Consider the following 21937-nt stretch of genomic DNA (forward strand, 5'->3'; position numbering starts at 1 on the left):
AAAAACTCTACCATTCTTTATTTAATTGAACTTACAAAAAAATAAAAAAACAGTAGAGCTTTTATTCATTATCACTTTTAAAAAACATATATATCTAAATTATACGATTTGGTAAATATACAGAGAATGTAGTTCCTTCTCCAACAACACTGGATACAGAAATCTTTCCATCATGACCTTGAACAATATTTTTAGCAATCGCAAGTCCGAGTCCAGTTCCAACCTTTTTCCCACGCGTTCTCGCTTTGTCAGCTTTATAGAACCGATCGAACAAGAATGGAATATCTTCTTCTGGAATACCCGCACCTGAATCCTGCACTTCAAAAGTAAGCCCACTATTTTCCGTATTAATTACAAGTGTAACATGTCCACCCGCATTTGTATGACGGATTGCATTATCAATTAAATTCGTCAATACCTGCTCCATACGATCTGCATCAAACGGATATTGTTCAATTGGGCTTTGGAAATCAACTGTTAATTGAACTTCTTTATCCTTTGCAATCCCTTGGAATTTACGGCCAATTTTTTCGACAAATGGATGAATATCTACTTCACCAATATGTAACTCTACGTGACCACTTTCCATACGAGCTAAATCTAATAATTCATTTACAAGCTTACCTAAACGAACAGATTCATCATAAATGATTTGAACAAACTCATTAATTTCCTCTTTCGTTTGCACAATATCATCTAAAATCGCTTCACTATACCCTTGAAGCATGACCATTGGTGTACGAAGTTCATGTGATACATTCGCGATAAAGTCTTGACGCATCTTCTCAAGGCGACGTTCTTCCGTCATATCACGCAACACTGCTACAGCCCCACGAATTTTCGTTTGATTGTAAAGCGGCGTCATAAGAACTACGTAGTTACCTTTTTGCAAATTAATTTCAACAACTTGTTGTTGCTCACTTTCTACAACGAGATGGAATAGTTCAACAAGTTCAGAAGGTAGTTTTTTACTTAGCTCTATCTCTTTTTCTTCTTGCCAAACTTGTAAGAAATGTTCGGCCGGTGGATTAATAACTACGACTTCCCCTTCTTGATTTAACGTAATAACCCCATCTGCCATACTACTCAAAATACTAGCTAACTGTTCTTTTTCTTGCTGCAAGGCATTCATATTAAACTTCAACTGTTTCCCCATTTGATTTAAGGCCGTTGCAAGCTCACCAATTTCATCCTGAGAAACCATAGGAGCCTTTGCATCAAACTTCCCACGTGCCACCTCAAAAGCAACCTCACGCATTTTACGAAGCGGTGCTGTAATTCGAGTAGATAAGAAGAACGCAAAGAAGGTTGTTAATATAATCGCAATCCCAGCCGATAAGAAAATAAAATCAGTCGTTCTCTCCATACCTTGTATCGGCACTTGCAATGATTCATATACGAACACTGCACTTTGATTTTTTGATTGCACCGGTTTTCCGACGATCATAATATCATTTTCAGTATTTTTATTCTTCCTACTATTAGAAGCTTTTCTAATGTTATTTTTAATTTCTTTTTTGTCTTTAAATACAGCAGCTAATTCTTTATCTTCTTTTAAATCATCTATCGTTAGAGTAACTAACCCTTCTTGTTTCGGAGAAGAGGAAATCTCCTTACCATCTTCTACAATAATGATTCTTGAAAGTGGATCAGAGAATTTATACGCGATATTCTCAATCGTTTTTACATCGGCACCTTCTTCAATTAACTCTGAAACACTAGTTGCAACTTTTTGAAGCCTAGCTTCACTCATATCAACATAATACGTTCTAAAAAACTGCGAAAGTAAAATCGCAACAAATCCAAGAACAAACGAAACGAGAAGTAATATGGTCATCCATAACTTCCCTACTACACTTCTCCAAAGCATCAGTCGTTCACAACCTCAAACTTGTAACCAACGCCCCAAACAGTAACAATCATCTTCGCAGCATCTGGTGATTTTTTACTTAACTTCTCACGTAAACGCTTTACATGCGTATCAACTGTACGTAAATCTCCGAAGAATTCATATTGCCATACTTCTTTTAACAATTGCTCACGGTCAAACACTTTATCTGGAGCTTTCGCTAAGAATAATAGTAATTCATACTCTTTCGGTGTTAAATTCACTTCATTACCATCTGCTGTAACACGATGTGCGTCGTTATCAATTGTTAAATGTGGGAACACAGTAACATCTTTCGTCGTTGTATCCTGTGTAAAGAATGTTGTTGGTACAGCACGGCGTAATACCGCTTTCACACGAAGCACTACTTCACGAGGGCTAAATGGTTTCACGATATAATCATCAGTTCCTACCTCAAACCCTTGTACCCGATTTACTTCTTCACCTTTTGCTGTCAGCATAATAATTGGCGTCGCTTTCTTCTCACGAACCCCTTTGCACACTTCGATACCATCTTTACCAGGCATCATAAGATCTAATAAGATTAAATCATAATCATTTTGTAAGGCCATTTCTAAAGCTGTATCACCATTATCTGCTTCTTCAATTGTGTATTGCTCTCTTTCTAAATACATTTTCAATAAGCGACGAATACGATCCTCATCGTCTACAATTAATATTCTTGATTCATTTTCCATTTCTACCCGCTACGCATTTTAGCGCAACGGTTCACACCTACCCTTCTACAATATAATGTTGCACTTATTCTCATTTAACAAAATATTTTTTAAACGTTTCACTTTCCATATTATGCTTCACAAGAATAATAAAGTTTGTTCATTTTTTTTCCAAAACTATGTATTTTTTTTGAACAGTATATAATGTCCTCGACATCATTTTACAAAATCAACCGCTACTTTGTCATGTTTTTCTCAAAAAAGAAGAAAAGTTGACAAAAATAAAATAGGAAAGTGACATACACTCTCCTATTTTATTTCTCTATGCATATGAATGTAAACCCGCAATAATTAAGTTTACTACAATAAAGTTAAACATAATTATTGCAAAACCAATTACTGCAAGCCAAGCAGACTTTTCTCCATGCCATCCTTTAGATAAACGTAAATGTAATACCGCAGCATAAAAGAGCCATGTAATAAGTGCCCAAACTTCTTTTGGATCCCAACCCCAAAAGCGCGTCCAAGCAATTTGAGCCCAGATCATTGCAAAGATTAACGCTCCTAACGTAAACACTGGGAACCCTATCGCAATAGAACGATATCCGATTTCATCTAGTAAATCACTATTCGTATTCTTTACTAACGGCTGAAGTGCCGCTGATACTCGTTTGCGTAAAACAAGTCTTAATACAATATAAAGTAGTGTTCCAACTATCACTGACCAAATAACAGTATTTAATTTTTTTGCGTTTACAATTGCTGGAACTTCTACTGTCGGCTCTAATTTATTTTCTGTTATTAACTTCCCTTCATGTGGTCCAACTAAAGCTGGAAGATTATACTTCATCTCGACTTGTTGTTCATTTTTATCAATCCATTGAAACTTTGCTTCGTATTTCATACTAGAGAATACCGTTGTTACTCCAATAAATCCAACCGTACAAACAAGTGTGAAAACTACTGTTTCTAACCAAAATGTGCGCTTACTTCTTGTTGATTGATCTACATTTTTCAGTAAATACATTACGCCCGTAATAAAACTAATTGCTAAAATCGCTTGTCCTGCTGCCGCTGTCGTTACATGAATATGTAGCCAATTACTTTTTAAAGATGGGATAAGCGGTGATATTTCTCTAGGAAACATGCTTGCATATGCAATTAATAAAAGCGCGATTGGCAATGCAAACAATCCGATAATACTTACGCGATACATAAAATACATAACAATAAAAGCGCCAACAAGCATCATCCCGAAGAAGGTACCAAACTCGAAGAAATTACTAACTGGTGCATGTCCTGAAGCGATCCATCTCGTTATAAAATATACCGTTTGGGCTACAAAACCTAAAATTGTTATTGTTATACCTATATTTGCCCACTTGTTACCTTTTTCTTTAATTGCTCCTCCAAAAAATAAAGTTGCGATTAAATATAAGATGAACGCAGCGAACAGAAAATTACTACTTATTTGCACCATATCGTTTCCCCACCTTAACTAATTTTTTTATCATTCATTTTATCGTTTGGTTGCGGAATCGCTGTTCCTTCTAGTACTCTTTCAATATCTTTCTTTAAACCGAACCAATTTTTATTTGTATGACCTGCAACCCACCACTCATCATTGACGCGTTGTATCCAAATACGGCGATGGTTCCAATACATACCTTGAATCACACCAACCATAAATATAAATCCACCAATACCAAGAATCCAAAGCGTTAAATCTTTTCTTACAGTAAGTGCTGTTGCATTTTGCATTTCCACACCTGCAAATGACATTTTATATTTATTGTTCCCGTCAGGTTCTATATTTTGCTGAATACCAACAAAGCTCACTTCACCATCTGGTGTTTCTGGGGTAAACATTTTAAAGACGAATGCAGGATTGTTTGGCAATTTTGTCTTCGTATTCGGCTTTCCATTTTCATCAAAATAAAAATCAGGAAAATAGCTTAATAGTTCTAGAGAATACCCGTTTCCTAAATCATATTTTTCTGTAGGATTCGCTAAATTCACTTTAATCGGTCCCCACTTTTGATTATTTGTTTTATTTTGCAAATGGAAGGACATACTTTTAAATTCACTTTCCTTATAATCCACTTGATAAACAGCAAATTGGTCAAACTTCAGTGGTTCATTCACTCGAATTTCAGCTTCTTTTACCTTTTCTAATTTAGGCTTTTGACCTGCTATATTTTCCCCGACCGCTTTATATAATACGGCATTCGTTTGGAAATTTTTCGCGATCATTTTATCACCAATACGATCAATCGCCTCATCATAAACTTCTTTATCCTTACTCTTATCATAAACTTCCTTTATAAACTTTTCGTTTTTCAAATAGTATTGTCCATCAGTTCCTGGTATTTCTTTCGTTTCACCATCACGTAACCAAAGGGCTTCGTCCACGTACATACTTGGTAAGAAGCGCAGCATTGAACCCAATAAAAAGATAATAAGACCAATATGATTCACATATGGACCCCAGCGAGAGAAACGTCCTTTTTCTGCTAAAATATTACCGTCTTCTACTTTTACATTATAATTTCTCTTCTTTAAATTCACTTGAATTTTGTCTAAATCACCCTCTTGCGGCGAACCAGTCCCGTACAATCTCTGTCTCTTTAAAAAGCCTGGGTGTCTTTTCACCCCTTGTTTTTTTAAAGCTTTATATAGAGGAATTACACGGTCTAAACTACATATAACAAGTGAAATACCAATGGAAGCAATTAAAATCATATACCACCATGATCCATATAAATTATTAAATCCTAATTGATAGTATAATTGCCCTAAAAAGCCATACTCTGTCTTATAATATTCAGCTGGTTCGATTCCTGGAGTTATGTACATTTCTTGAGGAAAGATAGTTCCTATTGCCGATGCAGCTAAAGTTATTACGATTAACCATACACCTACTTTTACAGAAGAGAAAAAACTCCAGATTTTATCTACTATCGTTTTTGTATGTGTGAGAGATCTTCGTGCGCTTCCCTCATATCTCATATCTAGTAATTTCACATTCTCATTGCCTTCAAATGGTTTTCCGCAAGCTTCACAAAACACGGTTCCTATCGGATTAACATGTCCACATTCACACTTAATTTCTTTCAATACTCTCACCGCCCCTGTATCTATATGTACTATTGTATATTCTACCTTTAAGTTACCGCAATACTCAGAAATTTCAAATCGAAGGCGCTATACGTAAGCACCTCATATGTAAAGGCTTTCTTTATTACGGAGTAATTTTCTTTAAATACCCTTCTAACTGTTCTTTCGTTTGTTCACCTATAATTTTCTCCACTACTTTTCCATCTTTATCAATCAAAAAGCTTGTAGGTAATGGTCCTACTCCATATGTCCCTATAATCTTTGTTCCTTTATCAATCGCAACTGGGAATTTTAAACCATATTGGTTTACAAAGTTCTTTACTGCGATATCCGTTTCATCTGCATCTAACGCAATAATTTCAACGCCTTTTTCCTTATATTTCGGATATAGCTCATTCATGTAAGGCATTTCTTTTTCACAAGGTTTACACCAAGTTCCCCAAAAGTTTAAAAATACACCTTTTCCCTTTAGGTCTTTTAATTCAATTTTCTTTCCTTCCAAATCCGTCACAACAAAATTAGGTGCTTCTTTTCCAATTTGCATTTTCTCTTTATCAGCGAAAAATCCTTGATAGAGTGTAAATCCTACAGCACCGCTTAAAATGAGCAGAATGATAACACGAAATAATAAGCGATTTTTTTTCATATTGTCTCTCCTCTCCTCGATAAATGTATGTATTGAATAAATCACCAGCAGAGCACTCCACTGGTGAAATTGTAACTCTATAGCTTATCTTGGCTTTGTAGAAGCAAGCGCGCGTAATTGTTTCACCTCATGTGGCGTCAATTCTCTCGCATCACCAGGTCGCAGGCTCCCTACTTCTAAGAAAGCATAACGTTCACGTTTTAATTTCACAACTTTACAGTCTAACGCTTCAAACATACGACGTACTTGACGGTTACGACCTTCATGAATTGTTAATTGTACAATTGCCATCTCTTTACGCTTGTCCCAAGAAATAATTTTCACATTTGCTGGTGCTGTTTTCCCGTCTTCTAATGTAACACCTCGTTCTAACATGCGAATTTTCTCACCTGTTAATGGTCCTTTAATTTTTGCAACATATGTTTTGTCAACTTTATATCTCGGGTGCATTAATACATTGGCGAAATCTCCATCGTTTGTCATCAATAATACGCCAGACGTATCATAATCTAGACGTCCGATTGGGAATAAACGTTGTGTAATTTCAGGGAAAAAGTCTGTTACAACATTTCTTCCTTTATCATCTGATACACTTGAAATTACACCAGTTGGTTTATATAGTAAAAAATAAACAGGTTCTTCTTTTTCAAGAGGGATGTTATTTACTTCTACTTTATCTTGAGGAGTTACTTTTGTTCCTAACTCCTTCACTATTTTCCCATTAACTTTCACTTTCCCTTGCTGAATTAATTCCTCAGCCTTTCTTCTCGATGCAATACCTGCTTGCGCAATCACTTTTTGTAATCGTTCCATTTCTTTTTTTCACCTCGAATTTATCTTACCTTACATTAGAAAGACTTGGCAACCGCATACGTTTTACGACTGTTCACCTCATCTCACTTAAACAACATAGCGATGATAATAAACATATAAAGGTCAAATCATGTTTTTATCCTTTATTATTGTCCATATTTTTCATATTTCTCACAATAAAAGTTCATCATTTTGTCAAAAATACTGCATAAAAAAACCACCATTAAGCTACACCTTAATAGTGGTCGTATACGTATTATAAGCGAAATAGCTTAAAAAATGAATAGTATTACTGAAACAATAAAGAAACAAACACAATTGAGCAAATAATCCCGATTAAATCTGCAAAAAGTCCTACTTTTAATGCATCTCCCATTTTTCTAATACCAACAGCCCCAAAGTATACCGTTAAAATATAAAATGTCGTATCTGTACTACCTTGCATCGTAGAAGCTAATCTTCCAATAAACGAATCTGGTCCATATGTGGCAATTAAATCGGTTGTAATACTTAAACCGGCAGATCCCGAAATAGGACGTATAAGCGCAAGTGGAACGATTTCTGCTGGGACATGAATTAAATCTAACATCGGCTTCATTACAGATATCATTGCATCTAAAGCACCTGATGCCCGGAAAATAGAAATGGATACAAGCATTCCAACCATAAACGGTAAAATGGAAACTGCAATTTGAATCCCTTCTTTTCCTCCCTCAACGAACGATTCATACGTCGGAACTTTCTTTATCGTGCCATATAAAAGGATAAAACCAATTACACAAGGGATTACCCATAATGAAATTGTATTTACAATACTCATTTTTTCCGCCCCTTTCTACTCCTTCTTTGGTAAAAATAGCGGTCAATCCAAATTGCTCCGATCATCGAGAGCACTTGTGCAATGAATGTTACCCCAACAATTTCAGTAGGATTCGCTGATTCATAAGTCATTCGAATCGAAATGACTGTAGTAGGAATTAAAGTAATAGCTGATGTATTTAATGCTAGAAACGTCACCATAGAGCGACTGGCCGAATCCTTCCCTCCATTTAATTCTTTCAGTTGTTCCATCGCTTTAATACCGAGAGGGGTTGCTGCATTACCTAGTCCAAAAAAGTTCGCCATCATATTCGATAGAATAAATCCCATTGACGGATGATCCTTCGGTATTTCTGGAAACAATCTTTTTACTATCGGCATAAAAAGTGTAACTAACTTTTTTAACAACCCTGCTTCCTCTGCAATTTTCATTAAGCCCAGCCAAAATACTAAAACGCTAATAAGTCCTATGCAAATCGTTACCGCATCTTTTGACCCGTCAAATACAGCTTTAGTTACTTCTTCCATCGTTCCGTTTATCATGGCATACACAACCCCTATGACCGCCATCGCTGCCCAGACGAGATTAACCATCGTTCCCAACACCTATCATGTAAGAAAAAATTTCTTTCACATTGTTCCAGTACATACCCGTTGTAGCTACTAACTTCCGTTTACTATAAAATAAATTCCGTTCTCCAACTTTTTCATTACCAACATAAATGTCTGTCTTCCCAACCTTTACTCCATCCGTAAGTTTTGCACTTTTATCCAGTTCAACTTTTAATACTACGCTCTTTTTTTCCTCTTCAGTTAACGGTACCGAAAAACTATTTTTCGTATAAACATGATTGGCATATTTCTTTTCATTTATTTCAGCAATTGCTCCTTGTCCTAAAACTTTTGTTTGCTTGAAACGGTCAAAACCTTTGTCAAACAGATTCATATGGTCATCCCAATCACTAGAAGCACTCAAAGTTACAACAATTAAATCTAGTCCGTCTTTTGATGCCGTTGTAACAAGCGTTCGTCCTGCTTTCTTTGTAAAGCCTGTTTTTCCTCCTGTTGCAAATTCATAATAAGATGTCACAAGCTTATGTTTATTTTTCCACGGATAATCCCAAGAATCTGATTTATACGTTTTGGTTCCAAAAATCTTCTTAAAGGTCTCGTTCCCCATGGCATATTTCGTTAAAAGTGCCATATCATAGGCCGACGAATAATGTGATCCATCTCCATCCAAGCCATGAGGATTTGAAAAGTGAGTATCTTTCATTCCAATTTGTTTCGCCTTTTCATTCATTAAATATACGAACCCTTCTATACTCCCTCCTACATTTTCAGCAATTACTTGCGCTGCATCATTACCAGACCTAAGCATGAGTCCGTATACTAAATCCTCTAATTTTACCTTTTGTCCAGGCTTTAAATAAATTGCCGATCCTTCTACTCGTACTGCTTCATTACTAACCGATACTAGTTCTTTCATTTTTCCTGATTCAGCAGCTAACAATGCTGTCATAATTTTCGTTATACTAGCAATTTTTTGTGGCTCATGTTCTAATTTCCCATAAAGTACACGACCAGATTGCTGTTCCATTAAGACTGCGTTACGAGCACTGACACCACCGTTCATTTTTGCATATGTAGGAATCGGCATAATGCTTGCGTACATTATAATTAGCGTAATTATTATACAAATCCGTCTCATATTTCCCCCCACGTCCTTTTGGCACTTTTTGTACAAGTGTATGCTTGGCCTTTTAAAATATGAACGAAATCTTCCTTCCACCTCCAATAAAAAAGACGCATGGGATATGCGTCTAATACGGCGTCCATTCAATTTGCTTTGCACTTTCAAACCTCTTTTCTACATCAGGCCAATTTACAACATTCCACCAATTTTTAATATATTCATCTTTTCGATTTTGATATTGTAAATAATACGCATGTTCCCATACATCGAGTACAAGGAGTGGTATCGTATCCCACTGTGTAAACAATTGATGAAGCGTGCTTTGCAAAATTTCTAACCTTCCTGAACGGGGTACCCATACAAGAATCGCCCATCCTGAGCCTTCCACTTTAGAAGCTGCCTCTGTGAAATGCTTTTGAAAACGCAAAAAACTTCCGAAATCTTGCTCAATTTGTTGTGAAAAAGCCCCTCTCGGACTTCCACCACCATCTTTTTTCATGTTATTCCAAAATATCGTGTGTAAGTAATGACCTGATCCATGAAAAGCCGCTTCTCTTTCCCAATGCTTAATTAAATCAAATTGATTTGTTTTTCTCGCTTCTTCCATCATCTTCTCTGCTTTATTTAATCCTTCCACGTAACTGCGATGATGTTTATCATGGTGTAACATCATAATTTCTCGTGAAATGTACGGTTCTAACGCATTATATGGATAAGGTAATGGCGGGAGTGTATGCCCCCCAATCGGAACAGCTCGTTCGCTATCCCCTCTTTCACTTAGTTCATATTCCTCTCCTTCTTGAATAAATACTTCCTGTAAATGGTGTTGAATATGTTCTACATCATCACTTATTTCATACATAAACTCGGCATCTGTGTCGTATTCATGCTCTTTCATACGCTCTAATAACGTTTGAATTTTATAAGCAAGCATATGGACATCATACACTTCCATTGCACGGCTATCTAATACTTGAAGAACACTTTCACACCAGCTTTCTACTTCATGAAAGTAATCTGTAAATACACCTTGCTGACTCATGTCACACCTCCTTGATGCTATCCACTTTAACTATATTCAATTAAAATCCCTTATATAACTGGACAAAAGGAAAAGAAGCTAAGTGTCCTTAGCTTCTTTTCCTTAATTAATATTTGTGCAACATTTTTGTTTGATAATCTGTCTCGTAATATTCTAGTTCTTCACGCATCAATTGAAATTTACCTTCTAAATCCTTCATCATTCGTTCTATAGATCCAGGTGGTGTTTGCTGAAAAACAATAGAATTTTTCCCTGTATAAGCAGAACGACTATTTTCATACCAATGATCATTCTTTGGCGAAAAAAACTCTGCAATTACTTGATGATAAATCTTATATAAAACTTTTTCAGCTGCTGTCTTTCGAAATGGCTGGCTATTCAGCAAAACAAAACATGCATCAAGTCCTTCTTCACAAAAAACAAGAAGTCTTCTTATTGACCCTAATATCCCTTTATAATATTGCTCGTTTCCTGTTGGTGTTTCCTCCAATAAAGAAGGTAACGTATGATAATTTACATAATTAGTTATTAAGGAAATGACATCTTCTAAAAATATAGAAACTTGTTCTGTTTGATTTTCAACCATCAAATTAGACATGGCTTCTCTCTCCTTTGCCGTTTTACGCTATTTCTACTCTTTTATTTTTATGTAATTCAGCTAATATTTCTTGTACTTTCACCACTGTTCCTTCGTCAAAGTATCGTTGAAAGTCTGTTACTTCATTGAGATACAAGCGCTTCTGCGCGCGTAGCTCTTTATTGTTCACTAAACAAGCGATTGCTACAATATCTCGTAAATATACGTCTTGTTCTTCTACTTTATAAACTGGATTTCCTTCAAAAGGGGTAATTTCTTGTAAAATTTCTTCAAAATATCGAACATATAAGACAGAAAAGGTTTTCTCTTGATTATTTAATACATATGTCACTTCAGATCTATTAAAAAAATCTTCTGATGTATTCGGTTTTTCTTTTTCTAGCTCATATCCTGCGTAACCTATTATAATCATCTACTTCCCCTCTCTTCCTTCTTCCACCTTATTTTAACCCAATTTTCCGATAAACGAAATATTCTTTTAAATATAACCTATATAAAAAATAGCTTCCCTATACAGGAATTTACCTTTTTATTTTTCTTGAAGTTTGTCATAATAATATTATTGTCTCAGTTTTCTTACACAAGGAGAGTTGTATTTATGTCGTTTTCATGGAAACGTTTCTTACAAATCGGGAAAATACTCTTCCCATTTGTTGTCTTAACAATTGTTTTCTTTCAAGCTAAAAAAGAATTAGCAGGTATTTCTTTTTTAGAAGCGATTGAAACAATTAAAAACATTCCAACTGGTGGAGTATTTTTAGCGATTACACTCGGTGCATTTGCCGTTTCAACAATGTTCTTTTATGACTTTGTTATGCTTCGTTACTTAAAAGCCGATATACCTGTACAAAAGATTTTCCGCATCTCATGGATTGCAAACACTTTAAATGGATTTATCGGTTTTGGTGGTCTTGTTGGTGCCGGTGTACGTACAATGTTATATCGTCCGCACATAAAAGATAATGGGAAACTTATTAAAAGCATCGCTTGGATGACAACCGCTTTTATTAACGGATTAGCCATTCTTTCATTCCTCGGCCTTATTGGAATATTAGACACTAGTTTTATTCTGCATGAAAAACCGTGGTTATGGCCTGTTCTTATCTTCTTTGCTCTTTTCGTTCCTATATATATTGGATTTTCTAAAATTAAAAATAGAAAAACAAAACAGCTAGACGGACAAGAGGATGAAGAAGCAGAGAAAAATCCAACAGTTTTATATTCATTAGTTTCATTAGTTGAGTGGGTATCTGCTGGTATCGTTATGTACGTCATTTTAATATTGTTTGGAATTGATATTGAATTTCAAAAGTTTTTAGGTGTTTATGTAATTGCAGCTTTAGCCGGTGTCGTAAGTCTTGTCCCTGGTGGCCTTGGTTCATTTGATCTTGTTTTCTTAACTGGACTCGGACAATACGGTATTGATACAGGTGTATTACTACCTGCTATGTTATTATATCGCCTTGTCTATTACATCTTACCATTCTGCCTTGGTCTCATTTTTGCAGCCTTTGAAATGACAGGAGCAGCCATTAAAAAAATTGAAGATAAACCATTTATTGCACCTGCATTAGAAACAACTGGCGTAATTTGGACTTTACAACGTGATTTTTTAGGAAAATTAGGTTCATGGGCATCCGCTGCTTTAACAGTGTTCGCTGGCTTGATGGTTATTCTATCAACAATTTTACCAACTAGTATTAACCGAGCTCACGCCTTACATATTTTAGCACCCAAGCACCTTATTCAATTTTCTTTTAGCTTATCATTAACATTTGGTATTCTCCTCCTGATTCTTTCGCGAGGAATATATTACGGAACAAAGCGTTCATACTATATGACAATTGTTTCTTTAATTGGAGCAGCAATCTTTAATACCCTAAAAGGAATTGATATTGAAGAAACCTTTATTTTATTAATCGTACTTGCTGTGTTGTATATGCTTCGTAAAAGATTTTTACGCGAGAAAATGGAAGTCTCTCTTTCTGATATCGTAAAAGTATTTATCTTCTTATTGCTTACGTTATATTTATATAAAAACTTAGGCATTTTATTTGCAGGCGCAAAAGAAGCATTCCAACCCGATTTTGTCGTTCGAAATATTACACAGGTTAAACGAAGTGCATTAGCAGCCGCCTTTTTCGTTCCTACTTTTTTACTTATCGGTTCACTAATTGCCAATCGTTACCGTAGTGAATTTCCCGGGCAACCAGCTAATGACAAAAGGTTAGAAAACTTCTTAGAGGAACATGGCGGGAACGTACTTAGTCATTTAGGTTTTTTAGGAGATAAGCAGTTCTTCTTTAGTAGTGACGGAAAAGCACTTCTTCTCTTTTCAATTACTGGAAAACGTCTTGTTGTACTTGGTGATCCAATTGGTGATCCATCCTCCTACCGTACCGTGTTGCAAGAATTTTTAGCTGAAGCTGATCGATTTGGGTATATTTGCGTATTTTATCAAATTGAAAGTAAATGGATGAGCTTATACCACGATTTCGGCTATAACTTCTTTAAACTTGGCGAAGAGGCTGTCGTTGATTTAAACACGTTTACAATAACAGGAAAAAAACGTGCTGGTATGCGAGCTACTTTCAACCGTTTTGAACGAGAAGGTTATACATTCTCTATTCATGAGCCACCATTCTCAGACGAATTATACGAGGAATTAAAGAAAGTGTCTGATGCTTGGCTTGGCGGAAAAAAAGAAAAAGGATTTTCACTTGGATACTTCGATCATGAGTATATTAGCCGTGCCCCTATCGCTACTTTATCTGATGCAGAAGGAAAAATAATTGCCTTTACAACCTTTATGCCAGTATATCAAAGTGGCATATTATCTGTTGATTTAATGCGTTATTATCCAGACGCTCCTAGCGGCATCATGGATGCAATTTTTATCCACTTATTCCACTGGGCAAAAGAAAATGAATACCATTCCTTTAATATTGGTATGGCACCACTCTCAAATGTCGGTTTATCAACGCAATCGTTCTGGTCTGAACGAGTTGCCGCTGCAATATTTAATAACGTTCGTTACACATATAGCTTCAGCGGTTTACGACATTTCAAAGAAAAATACAAACCTGCATGGAGTGGAAAATATTTAGCATTTCGAAAGAATCATTCTTTACCAATTACAATGCTCTCTGTAACAAAATTAATAGGAAAACGAAAAAACAGCTAAGTACTTAGCTGTTTTTTCGTTTTTGCACTTGTATACTAAACTCTTTTGTATATTTTTTACCATTTATATAGAAATCTCCCCATATTTTATATGTTCCTTCTTCAGGAAATGTAATTCTATATTGTAATTGTTCATCCATATCAACAGGAATAGCGTATAAAAAATGCTCCCTTGTCTCATCAACGATATAAAGAGCGTTGACTTCACCTCTCCCCGAATTTAATTTCAGCTTTTCTCCCTTTTTCGCTTGAAACTGAAATGTTAATGTCGTTGCCTCATTCGGGTGTAATGCACCGAATAAAAGAGACACTTGATGCTCTCCTATATTTTTTGTAAGTACAGTATCAACAGGTAGTTTCTTTTTATTTTTGTCCTTGTTTTTCTCCTTTTTTTCTTCACCAAAATCTTTCTTAGAAAATGATTCCACGGACTTGTTTTCATCTTCATACAAAAATATCGTGTACTCTTCACCTTTCGCTACATCTGAAGATAGCTTATACGATCCATTTCCAGCAAATATAGGCTTCGTTTGTTGTATGTTTTTCAAATTCCCATCTACTATCACTGCTCGAATTTGATCGTTCACACCACGAACTTCATTATTCATTTTATTTAGCAATTGAAACGAAATATCGATTTTTTCATTTCCCTTTTTATTTTTCACATCCCACTTCACTTCTTGAACATCTCCGGTCGTTTCTACAGTTTCTTGATATTTTTTTATGTAAAATCCTCCTGCCACAATAAGTACTAGTGTAATAAGCCCAATGACAAGATTTTTCAAAATATCACCTACCATTTTTATTGTCTTTATCCATGCAAAACCTCTTAAATATATATTCTAGATTATGATTTATGAAATCCTCCTCTTTTGCACATATTACAAATAAAAAAGATTTTGATTGAAAGGAGTCGTAGTGTATAATGCAAATGATATTGATTTCTATCAATACATTATAAGGAGGATTTTTCATGAGTGTACATATTGAAGCAAAACAAGGCGAAATTGCTGAATCTATTCTATTACCTGGTGATCCATTACGTGCAAAATATATTGCTGAAACATTTTTAGAGGATGTTACTTGTTATAACAACGTGCGTGGCATGTTAGGTTTCACTGGAACTTACAAAGGAAAGCGTGTATCTGTTCAAGGTACAGGCATGGGTGTTCCTTCTATTTCTATTTATGTAAACGAATTAATTCAAAGCTACGGAGTGAAAAATTTAATTCGTGTTGGGACATGTGGTGCTATTCAAAAAGATGTTAAGGTACGTGACGTTATTATTGCGATGACGGCTTGTACAGATTCTAATATGAACCGCTTAACATTCCCAGGTTTTGATTTTGCTCCTGCTGCAAACTTTGATCTTTTAAAGAAAGCTTACGATGCTGGAACAGAAAAAGGATTACACGTTCGTGTTGGTAACGTATTAACAGCAGATGTATTTTATCGTGAGAGCATGGACATGGTTAAAAAACTTGGAGATTACGGTGTATTAGCAGTAGAGATGGAGACGACTGCTCTTTACACATTAGCAGCTAAATATGGTGTAAATGCATTATCTGTATTAACAGTAAGCGACCATATCTTCACTGGTGAAGAAACAACATCTGAAGAGCGTCAAACTACATTTAACGAAATGATTGAAATCGCTTTAGATGCAGCAATTCAGCAATAGTACACTAAAGAACTTGTCATACGTCTGGCGAGTTCTTTTTTATGCTACAATACTTCGACAGTCACTGCACCTTCTCTTTATGTGACTTTCTATAAAAAACTACTTTAGAGAGAGACAGATTTCTCCCCTCTATTTTTTTGTAACCTTTGTTATAATTAAGAAATCATTTATATTACAGTATTTTTCATACGAGGTGAAACAGTGAAGAACAGAAGCATCGTCTTTAAACTATTTTTATTAACATCAACTTTATTTACAATCATATTTCTCCTTTTTTTCCTTGGACAATCTCTATTTTTAGAGAAGTTTTATATTAATAAGAAAGTAAAAACCGTTCAGACGGCTTTTGAAAAATTCGTAAATAATTATGAAAAAAGCGCCCAAGACTTTGAGGACACTAGAAAATTAAAACAAGAATTTCATGATAAAACAAATGCTGAAATCCAATTTTTAGATTCTAACGGAATTATTAAAAGTGAAAACAGTTTTTACATTGATGTGATTAATCCTAACAATAATAAAACCTATTCCATCCCCCTTAACAACCTTTTAACACCTGAAGAATATAATAAATTCGTAAACTTAGGATTAAAAAAAGATGGAATAATTTATGTAGACGGACTACTCCAACCGAATAATATAATAACACCTCAAGAATTAATAACCAATAATACTAGATGGGAAAATGAACAATTCAATTCAGATTTTCAATCCATTAGTGGTAATCCATCTAAAAATAAACTTAAAAATCGATATAATAATACGGGTTCTCCAATCCATTTTACTGGGATAATATCTAAATTACAGCTTCCTTCCAAGACTGAGATTCGTCTTGCAAAGGATTTTGAAACATTACAAGCTGTTCAATATTTTGCAAGAACTATTAGGCAAGGTACTTCTAATTCAAATCAATTAAACACGTATATTTTAGATAGTGGGGAAAATATAAAAAACAGTGTCTTTGTAAAGCCTATTATGGAAAACGGAGAAATTAAGGAGTACGCTTTTGCGATAGCATCTTTACAACCCGTTAATGAAGCGATGCTCGTTTTAAAAGATTATTATGTCTATGCCTTAATTATCGTGTTTCTCGTTATTATTTTGTTATCCTTCTATTACTCAAAAATCATTGTTAAACCATTAATTAAGATAAATCGTGTTACAAAAAAAATGGCCAACTTTGATTTTAGCGAGAAGTTACCTGTTGCAGCAGATGATGAAATTGGTGGATTATCAAGCAGTATTAATACACTCTCTGTAAATTTAAAAGATCGAATCGACCGATTAAATGTTGCCAATACAAAATTACAACAAGATATTGAACGCGAACGTCAATTGGAAAAAACGAGAAAAGAATTCATTTCTGGTGTATCTCATGAATTAAAAACACCACTTAGTGTTATTCGTAGCTTCGCTGAAGGTATTCAAGATGGCGTAAGTAAAGATACGACCTATTATACAAATGTTATTTTAGAAGAAACAGAAAATATGAATAGACTTATTGTTGAAATGTTAGAATTAGCAAAACTTGAATCTGGTACGTACAAACTAGAAATGTCGACATTCTCAATCGGTGAATTAATTCAACAAGTCTATACAAAATTATTATTTAGCATGGAAGAAAAACATTTACAAGTGGACATCCATGTTGACTCATCTCTATTTGTTAAAGCAAATCGTAGCCGTATTGAGCAAGTAGTTGTGAACTTGCTTAGCAATGCAATTCGATATACTCCAGATGGTGAAAAAATACACGTCTCTGTTGTAGAAACGGAAGATACAGTGAAAATCGAAATTGAAAACACAGGCAATCCTATTCCAGAAGAAAGTCTTGAAAAAATTTGGGATCGCTTCTACCGTTTAGATGCTTCTCGTAGCCGTCATACTGGAGGTACCGGTCTTGGGTTATCTATTGTTAAAAACATTTTAGACTTACACCGCGCTGAATACGGTGTGTATAATACAACTAATAGTGTTGTATTTTATTTTAATTTACAAAAAGTAAAAGAAGTCAAATAATTTGTCTTAATTTCACTAGGAGTTCACATGAAATTCACACTCTCCCTTTATAGTAAGAAACAAGTTAATCCTTTCCTTTACACATACAAAAGAGGAGAGTGCGTGAAATGAAACAAGCAGGACAACCAATTCAAAACGAAAAACAATTAGAAACTATCAAAAATATACTTTTACAATCTTCGAAACGTGATGGCTTATTATTCGTATTAGCTGTAAATTCTGGCTTGAAAGTAAGTGAAATCTTACAATTAAAAGTTAGTGATGTAATCGATGAAGACGAAAATGTTCGCCATTCCATTTTATTTTACAATGAAAAAGTAAAGAAACATAAATGGTTTGCTGTAAATGAAGACTTACAGCACGCAATCGAAGATTACATGAAAGAACGTAAAACTTGGAAACGTAATGAGCCATTATTAAAGTCTCAAAAAGGGACAAAGTCTATTACGAGACAACATGCATGGTACATTTTAAACAAAGCTGCAAAAGAAGTTGGATTAGAAGGGATTAGCTCACATACACTTCGAAAAACTTGGGGCTATTGTGCATACAAATCAGGTGTTGATATCGCATTTTTACAACATTTCTTTGACCACAGTACTCCATCCAAAACTTTAAAGTATATCGGTATTGCTTAATAACTCTTATACATAAAAAAGGTTACCATTTATAAATCTGGTAACCTTTTTTATGTTTCATATTCTCTTTTCTTGTCTCTCCTATACTGTAGTGGTACTCTAATAGTAAGGGGGAGAAATTATGAACACATTAACAATTGAATTACCGAAAGAAACGGCTGAAAAACTTGATTTATTAAAGAAAGCTTATCAAAAGAAAACAGGTGCTACTATTTCTGAAAGCACTCTCGTTCAAACACTTATCTCAAAGGAATTTATCCAAGCGATAACTCCTTTTGATTTACAACAAATCATCAATGGAAAAGAACAGCAGTAATCGCTGTTCTTTTTTTATTACTATTTAAAATATAAAGTGAAACTTTAATCAATGGAGGTTTACGGGCAGCAGGGCTTCCACCTAACTTCTTTGCTCCAGCCGAATTTTGAGGTAGGAGTTTTACTGCCCGCAAATAGCGGGATAAAAAGTTTTTTACTTATTTTCCGAAAAAGCATTGACAATGATAATGATAACCATTATCATTTGTTATGAAGCCAACAATTAATGAATCAACCAAACGCTCAGTAACATTGTTACCCCTCTTTTTCATATAGAAAAGCACTGTACATTCCCCCTGTTTGTGCAGTGCTTTTCTTGTTTGTATTTATTCAAATAAATTTAATTGCTCCGGTTTCGGTTCACCATATGCAATATTCAACATTTCCATCAATTGTTTTGCATTATCCGCGGCATCTCCACCTGAATTATTATTAAACAATACATATATATCCTTTGTCTTCTTTTTCAATCGCTCTAATCGTTCTACCCATTCCGCCAACTCTTTATTATTATAACGATATAAACAGCGAACCGCTCTCCAATTTTCTCCTTTATCCAACCAACCATGAACATTTCGGCCATGAAAACGTATTAACGCCATGTCCGAGTTTGTTGCCTCTAATACAAGCGGTACTGATCCTATTCCTGCCTGAGGCTCATCGCAAATTGTATGAATCCATTTTTCTTTTTCTAAAAACTGTAACGTCTTATCTCTCATTTCTGGATAAAACCATGTTTGATTTCGAAATTCTATTGCACATGGTAAATCTTCCATTTTTTCTTTCGTGTATCGAAGTAAATCTACATTTTTCACTTTACAATCAAACCATGGTGGATATTGGAATAAAATCATTTTTAATTTATTTGCTTCTATTAAAGGAAGAATGGATTGTTTATACACATCAAACATCTCATCGAACGTAGAAAAAGGGATTTCCCCTTTCATATGCCCTGTCATCCCTTGATAGGCTTTTACTATAAAAGAAAAATCTTTCGGCGTTTCCATCGCCCATTTTATATAATTCCGCGCAGGTTGTATCGCATAAAATGAACTATCTACTTCCACAATGGGAAAATGTTCACTATAAGTTCGCAATTTATTTCTATTTTCATAGGGATTTATATATAAAGAAACATGATCTCCCCATCCCGTTACTCCAATAAAAAGCAAACGAATTCCTCCCTTCTCAACTTCAGCCTACACTCATTCTATATTACTTCACAAAAATACCATCCGACCAATTTCACAAAGTAGCTCTTTCTTTAAGAGTATCCGTATAAAAATATGATATACTAGATGGAAGAATTTTTAAATTGAGGGGTTATTTATGCTTCAAGACGATATTATTTTATCTCATGAAAATCGAATAAAAGAATTAGAAAATAAAGTACGGTTATATGAAGAGCTTGTAAATCAATTACCACATCATTTCACATATAAAAATCCACATATTGGTTTGCAAATAAAAAAAACGAGAACATCTCATTCTATTCAACCGATACAACAAAAAGATAAAGAGCCTATCTTTCAGCTTACTTGCGATTCACTATTTTTATTTGAACAACTCGAAAAATATTTTGTTCATATTTTCGATGCGTTTTCGCATCACGTCACTTTTATTGATAATAAAGGGAACATTACATTATGTAATCAAGCTGCAGCAGATGATTTTGGTGTCATACGAAATTCTATAATTGGGAAACCAATTCAACAATTATTAAACTTACCTGAAGAACAAATTAAAGCTATTGAAACGTTAAAAACAGGAACCGAAATATATAATGAAGAAGTGTTAGACAAAAACTACGGCATCGTAAACAACCGCATTATTCGTGATTATAATGGAGAGATTTTCCGAGTTATTAGTGTATTTCATTATTTAAATGCAGAACGTGATGCCGAAAAGTTTTCTCTAGCTGGACGAATTGCAGCTGGGATTGCACATGAAGTACGAAATCCCCTTACAACGGTACGTGGGTACTTGCAATTTCTACAAGATAGCGTTTCTCCATCCAATAAAGAATTGTTTAAAAGTCTACTCATTCCTGAACTAGATCGTGCAAATAGTATTATCACAAAATTTTTATCCATTTCAAAAACGCGTGAATTTACTAGAGAACCTTTTCCGATCAATACGTTTTTACGCGAATATATTCAACAACTACTTGCTAGTGAAGTTTTTTTACACAACATTTCTATTGACTATGAATTTTCTACGGAATTAGATGGTGTACTTGTCAATATTGATCGCCATGAACTCGTGCAAGTTTTTTTAAATTTATTTCAAAATGCTGTCGATGCTCAAGGTGAAGAACCTCTTTCTATTCAAATTACTAGTTATCGCTTAGATAATTTTGTTCGTATTACTTTCAAAGATAATGGAACCGGCATTCCTCCAGCTATTCAAGAATATATATTTGATCCGTTTTTCTCTACAAAAGACTCAGGAACGGGACTGGGATTATCAGTAACGAAGAAAATTATTCAAAATCATAACGGTACATTAAAAATGTCTAGTAATCAAAACGGTACAACTTTCACTATTTCCATTCCAATTTTACCTAAAGCGAACTATGAACGAATTAATCATTAAAAAGGTTGTGCTGTTCCACGAACTGCACGCAAATTGTTAGATATAATTTAACAATTTGCGTGCAGTTTTTTTATTCTAGCCTATTCTTTTTTAACTCATATAAATCTTTCTCTATCTCTTCATTGTTCTTTGTTTTCACAATATAGGTAAACTTCTTATTTTTTTGAAATAGTAGTTTGTCCCTCAAGAATTCAGTTTAGTTTTCATTTT

The 21937-nt window shown here is 34.6% G+C and carries 20 protein-coding genes; 6 read left to right on the forward strand and 14 right to left on the reverse strand.

Features of this window, described 5'->3' with window-relative positions; all coding sequences use genetic code 11:
- Positions 1–94: 94 nt before the first annotated feature.
- From resE to ACP6L7_RS04890, 12 genes are all read right to left on the reverse strand, one after another.
- Positions 95–1870, reverse strand: a complete 1776-nt coding sequence (resE, locus tag ACP6L7_RS04835; RefSeq protein ID WP_097831744.1) for a sensor histidine kinase ResE — start codon at positions 1868–1870, stop codon at positions 95–97.
- Positions 1870–2586, reverse strand: coding sequence for a DNA-binding response regulator ResD (gene resD, locus ACP6L7_RS04840; protein WP_000426861.1), 717 nt, complete (start codon positions 2584–2586; stop codon positions 1870–1872). The genes resE and resD overlap by 1 nt, the downstream gene beginning before the upstream one ends.
- Positions 2587–2887: 301 nt before the next feature.
- Positions 2888–4045 carry a cytochrome c biogenesis protein ResC gene (resC, locus tag ACP6L7_RS04845; protein WP_097831745.1) on the reverse strand — a complete coding sequence of 386 codons (1158 nt, stop codon included), beginning with the start codon at positions 4043–4045 and terminating at the stop codon, positions 2888–2890.
- Between the two features lie 14 nt (positions 4046–4059).
- On the reverse strand, positions 4060–5682 hold the full coding sequence (gene resB, locus ACP6L7_RS04850; RefSeq protein WP_141533340.1) for a cytochrome c biogenesis protein ResB: 1623 nt from the start codon (positions 5680–5682) through the stop codon (positions 4060–4062).
- Between the two features lie 124 nt (positions 5683–5806).
- Positions 5807–6328 carry a thiol-disulfide oxidoreductase ResA gene (resA, locus tag ACP6L7_RS04855; protein ID WP_097831747.1) on the reverse strand — a complete coding sequence of 174 codons (522 nt, stop codon included), beginning with the start codon at positions 6326–6328 and terminating at the stop codon, positions 5807–5809.
- Between the two features lie 84 nt (positions 6329–6412).
- Positions 6413–7141: a 23S rRNA pseudouridine(2605) synthase RluB gene (gene rluB / locus ACP6L7_RS04860; RefSeq protein ID WP_097831748.1), complete on the reverse strand. Its 729-nt coding sequence runs from the start codon at positions 7139–7141 to the stop codon at positions 6413–6415.
- Between the two features lie 289 nt (positions 7142–7430).
- Positions 7431–7961 carry a spore maturation protein SpmB gene (gene spmB, locus ACP6L7_RS04865; RefSeq protein WP_000029515.1) on the reverse strand — a complete coding sequence of 177 codons (531 nt, stop codon included), beginning with the start codon at positions 7959–7961 and terminating at the stop codon, positions 7431–7433.
- Entirely contained in the window at positions 7958–8554 is a 597-nt protein-coding gene (gene spmA / locus ACP6L7_RS04870) for a spore maturation protein SpmA (protein WP_097831749.1), read from the reverse strand. Before spmA ends, spmB begins: the two co-directional genes overlap by 4 nt.
- Positions 8547–9671 (reverse strand): D-alanyl-D-alanine carboxypeptidase DacB, encoded by a 1125-nt coding sequence (dacB, locus tag ACP6L7_RS04875; RefSeq protein ID WP_097831750.1) that lies wholly within the window; start codon positions 9669–9671, stop codon positions 8547–8549. Before dacB ends, spmA begins: the two co-directional genes overlap by 8 nt.
- Positions 9672–9783: 112 nt before the next feature.
- A complete protein-coding gene (locus tag ACP6L7_RS04880; RefSeq protein ID WP_097831751.1) occupies positions 9784–10698 on the reverse strand; it encodes a superoxide dismutase in 915 nt (304 codons plus the stop codon).
- A gap of 106 nt (positions 10699–10804) precedes the next feature.
- A complete protein-coding gene (locus tag ACP6L7_RS04885) occupies positions 10805–11296 on the reverse strand; it encodes a YpuI family protein (protein WP_000067564.1) in 492 nt (163 codons plus the stop codon).
- 22 nt (positions 11297–11318) lie between these two features.
- A complete protein-coding gene (locus ACP6L7_RS04890; protein ID WP_097831752.1) occupies positions 11319–11708 on the reverse strand; it encodes a hypothetical protein in 390 nt (129 codons plus the stop codon).
- Positions 11709–11894: 186 nt separating this feature from the next.
- On the opposite strand from ACP6L7_RS04890, the gene mprF reads away from it, so the two are divergent.
- Positions 11895–14480 carry a bifunctional lysylphosphatidylglycerol flippase/synthetase MprF gene (gene mprF / locus ACP6L7_RS04895; protein ID WP_097831753.1) on the forward strand — a complete coding sequence of 862 codons (2586 nt, stop codon included), beginning with the start codon at positions 11895–11897 and terminating at the stop codon, positions 14478–14480.
- Between the two features lie 4 nt (positions 14481–14484).
- Here the strand turns inward: mprF and ACP6L7_RS04900 are convergent, their stop codons facing one another.
- Positions 14485–15279, reverse strand: coding sequence for a DUF8832 domain-containing protein (locus ACP6L7_RS04900; RefSeq protein ID WP_097831754.1), 795 nt, complete (start codon positions 15277–15279; stop codon positions 14485–14487).
- Positions 15280–15452: 173 nt separating this feature from the next.
- Here ACP6L7_RS04900 and deoD point away from each other — a divergent pair, with 173 nt between their 5' ends.
- The 4 genes from deoD to ACP6L7_RS04920 all read left to right on the forward strand — a co-directional run bounded on the left by deoD (position 15453) and on the right by ACP6L7_RS04920 (position 19133).
- A complete protein-coding gene (deoD, locus tag ACP6L7_RS04905) occupies positions 15453–16160 on the forward strand; it encodes a purine-nucleoside phosphorylase (RefSeq protein WP_000110707.1) in 708 nt (235 codons plus the stop codon).
- Positions 16161–16361: 201 nt separating this feature from the next.
- Positions 16362–18179 carry a sensor histidine kinase gene (locus ACP6L7_RS04910; RefSeq protein ID WP_097831755.1) on the forward strand — a complete coding sequence of 606 codons (1818 nt, stop codon included), beginning with the start codon at positions 16362–16364 and terminating at the stop codon, positions 18177–18179.
- A gap of 107 nt (positions 18180–18286) precedes the next feature.
- Entirely contained in the window at positions 18287–18817 is a 531-nt protein-coding gene (locus ACP6L7_RS04915) for a tyrosine-type recombinase/integrase (RefSeq protein WP_000806230.1), read from the forward strand.
- A gap of 121 nt (positions 18818–18938) precedes the next feature.
- A complete protein-coding gene (locus ACP6L7_RS04920; protein WP_001094855.1) occupies positions 18939–19133 on the forward strand; it encodes a DUF3924 family protein in 195 nt (64 codons plus the stop codon).
- A gap of 325 nt (positions 19134–19458) precedes the next feature.
- Here ACP6L7_RS04920 and ACP6L7_RS04925 read toward each other — a convergent pair whose 3' ends face one another.
- A complete protein-coding gene (locus ACP6L7_RS04925) occupies positions 19459–20304 on the reverse strand; it encodes a DUF72 domain-containing protein (protein WP_097831756.1) in 846 nt (281 codons plus the stop codon).
- A 157-nt stretch (positions 20305–20461) separates the two neighbouring features.
- Between ACP6L7_RS04925 and ACP6L7_RS04930 the strand changes: the two genes are divergently transcribed.
- A complete protein-coding gene (locus ACP6L7_RS04930) occupies positions 20462–21727 on the forward strand; it encodes a PAS domain-containing sensor histidine kinase (protein WP_097831757.1) in 1266 nt (421 codons plus the stop codon).
- Positions 21728–21937: the final 210 nt, after the last annotated feature.

The sequence above is a fragment of the Bacillus silvicola genome (genome assembly GCF_050524305.1).
GTDB classification, from domain to species: domain Bacteria; phylum Bacillota; class Bacilli; order Bacillales; family Bacillaceae_G; genus Bacillus_A; species Bacillus_A cereus_AT.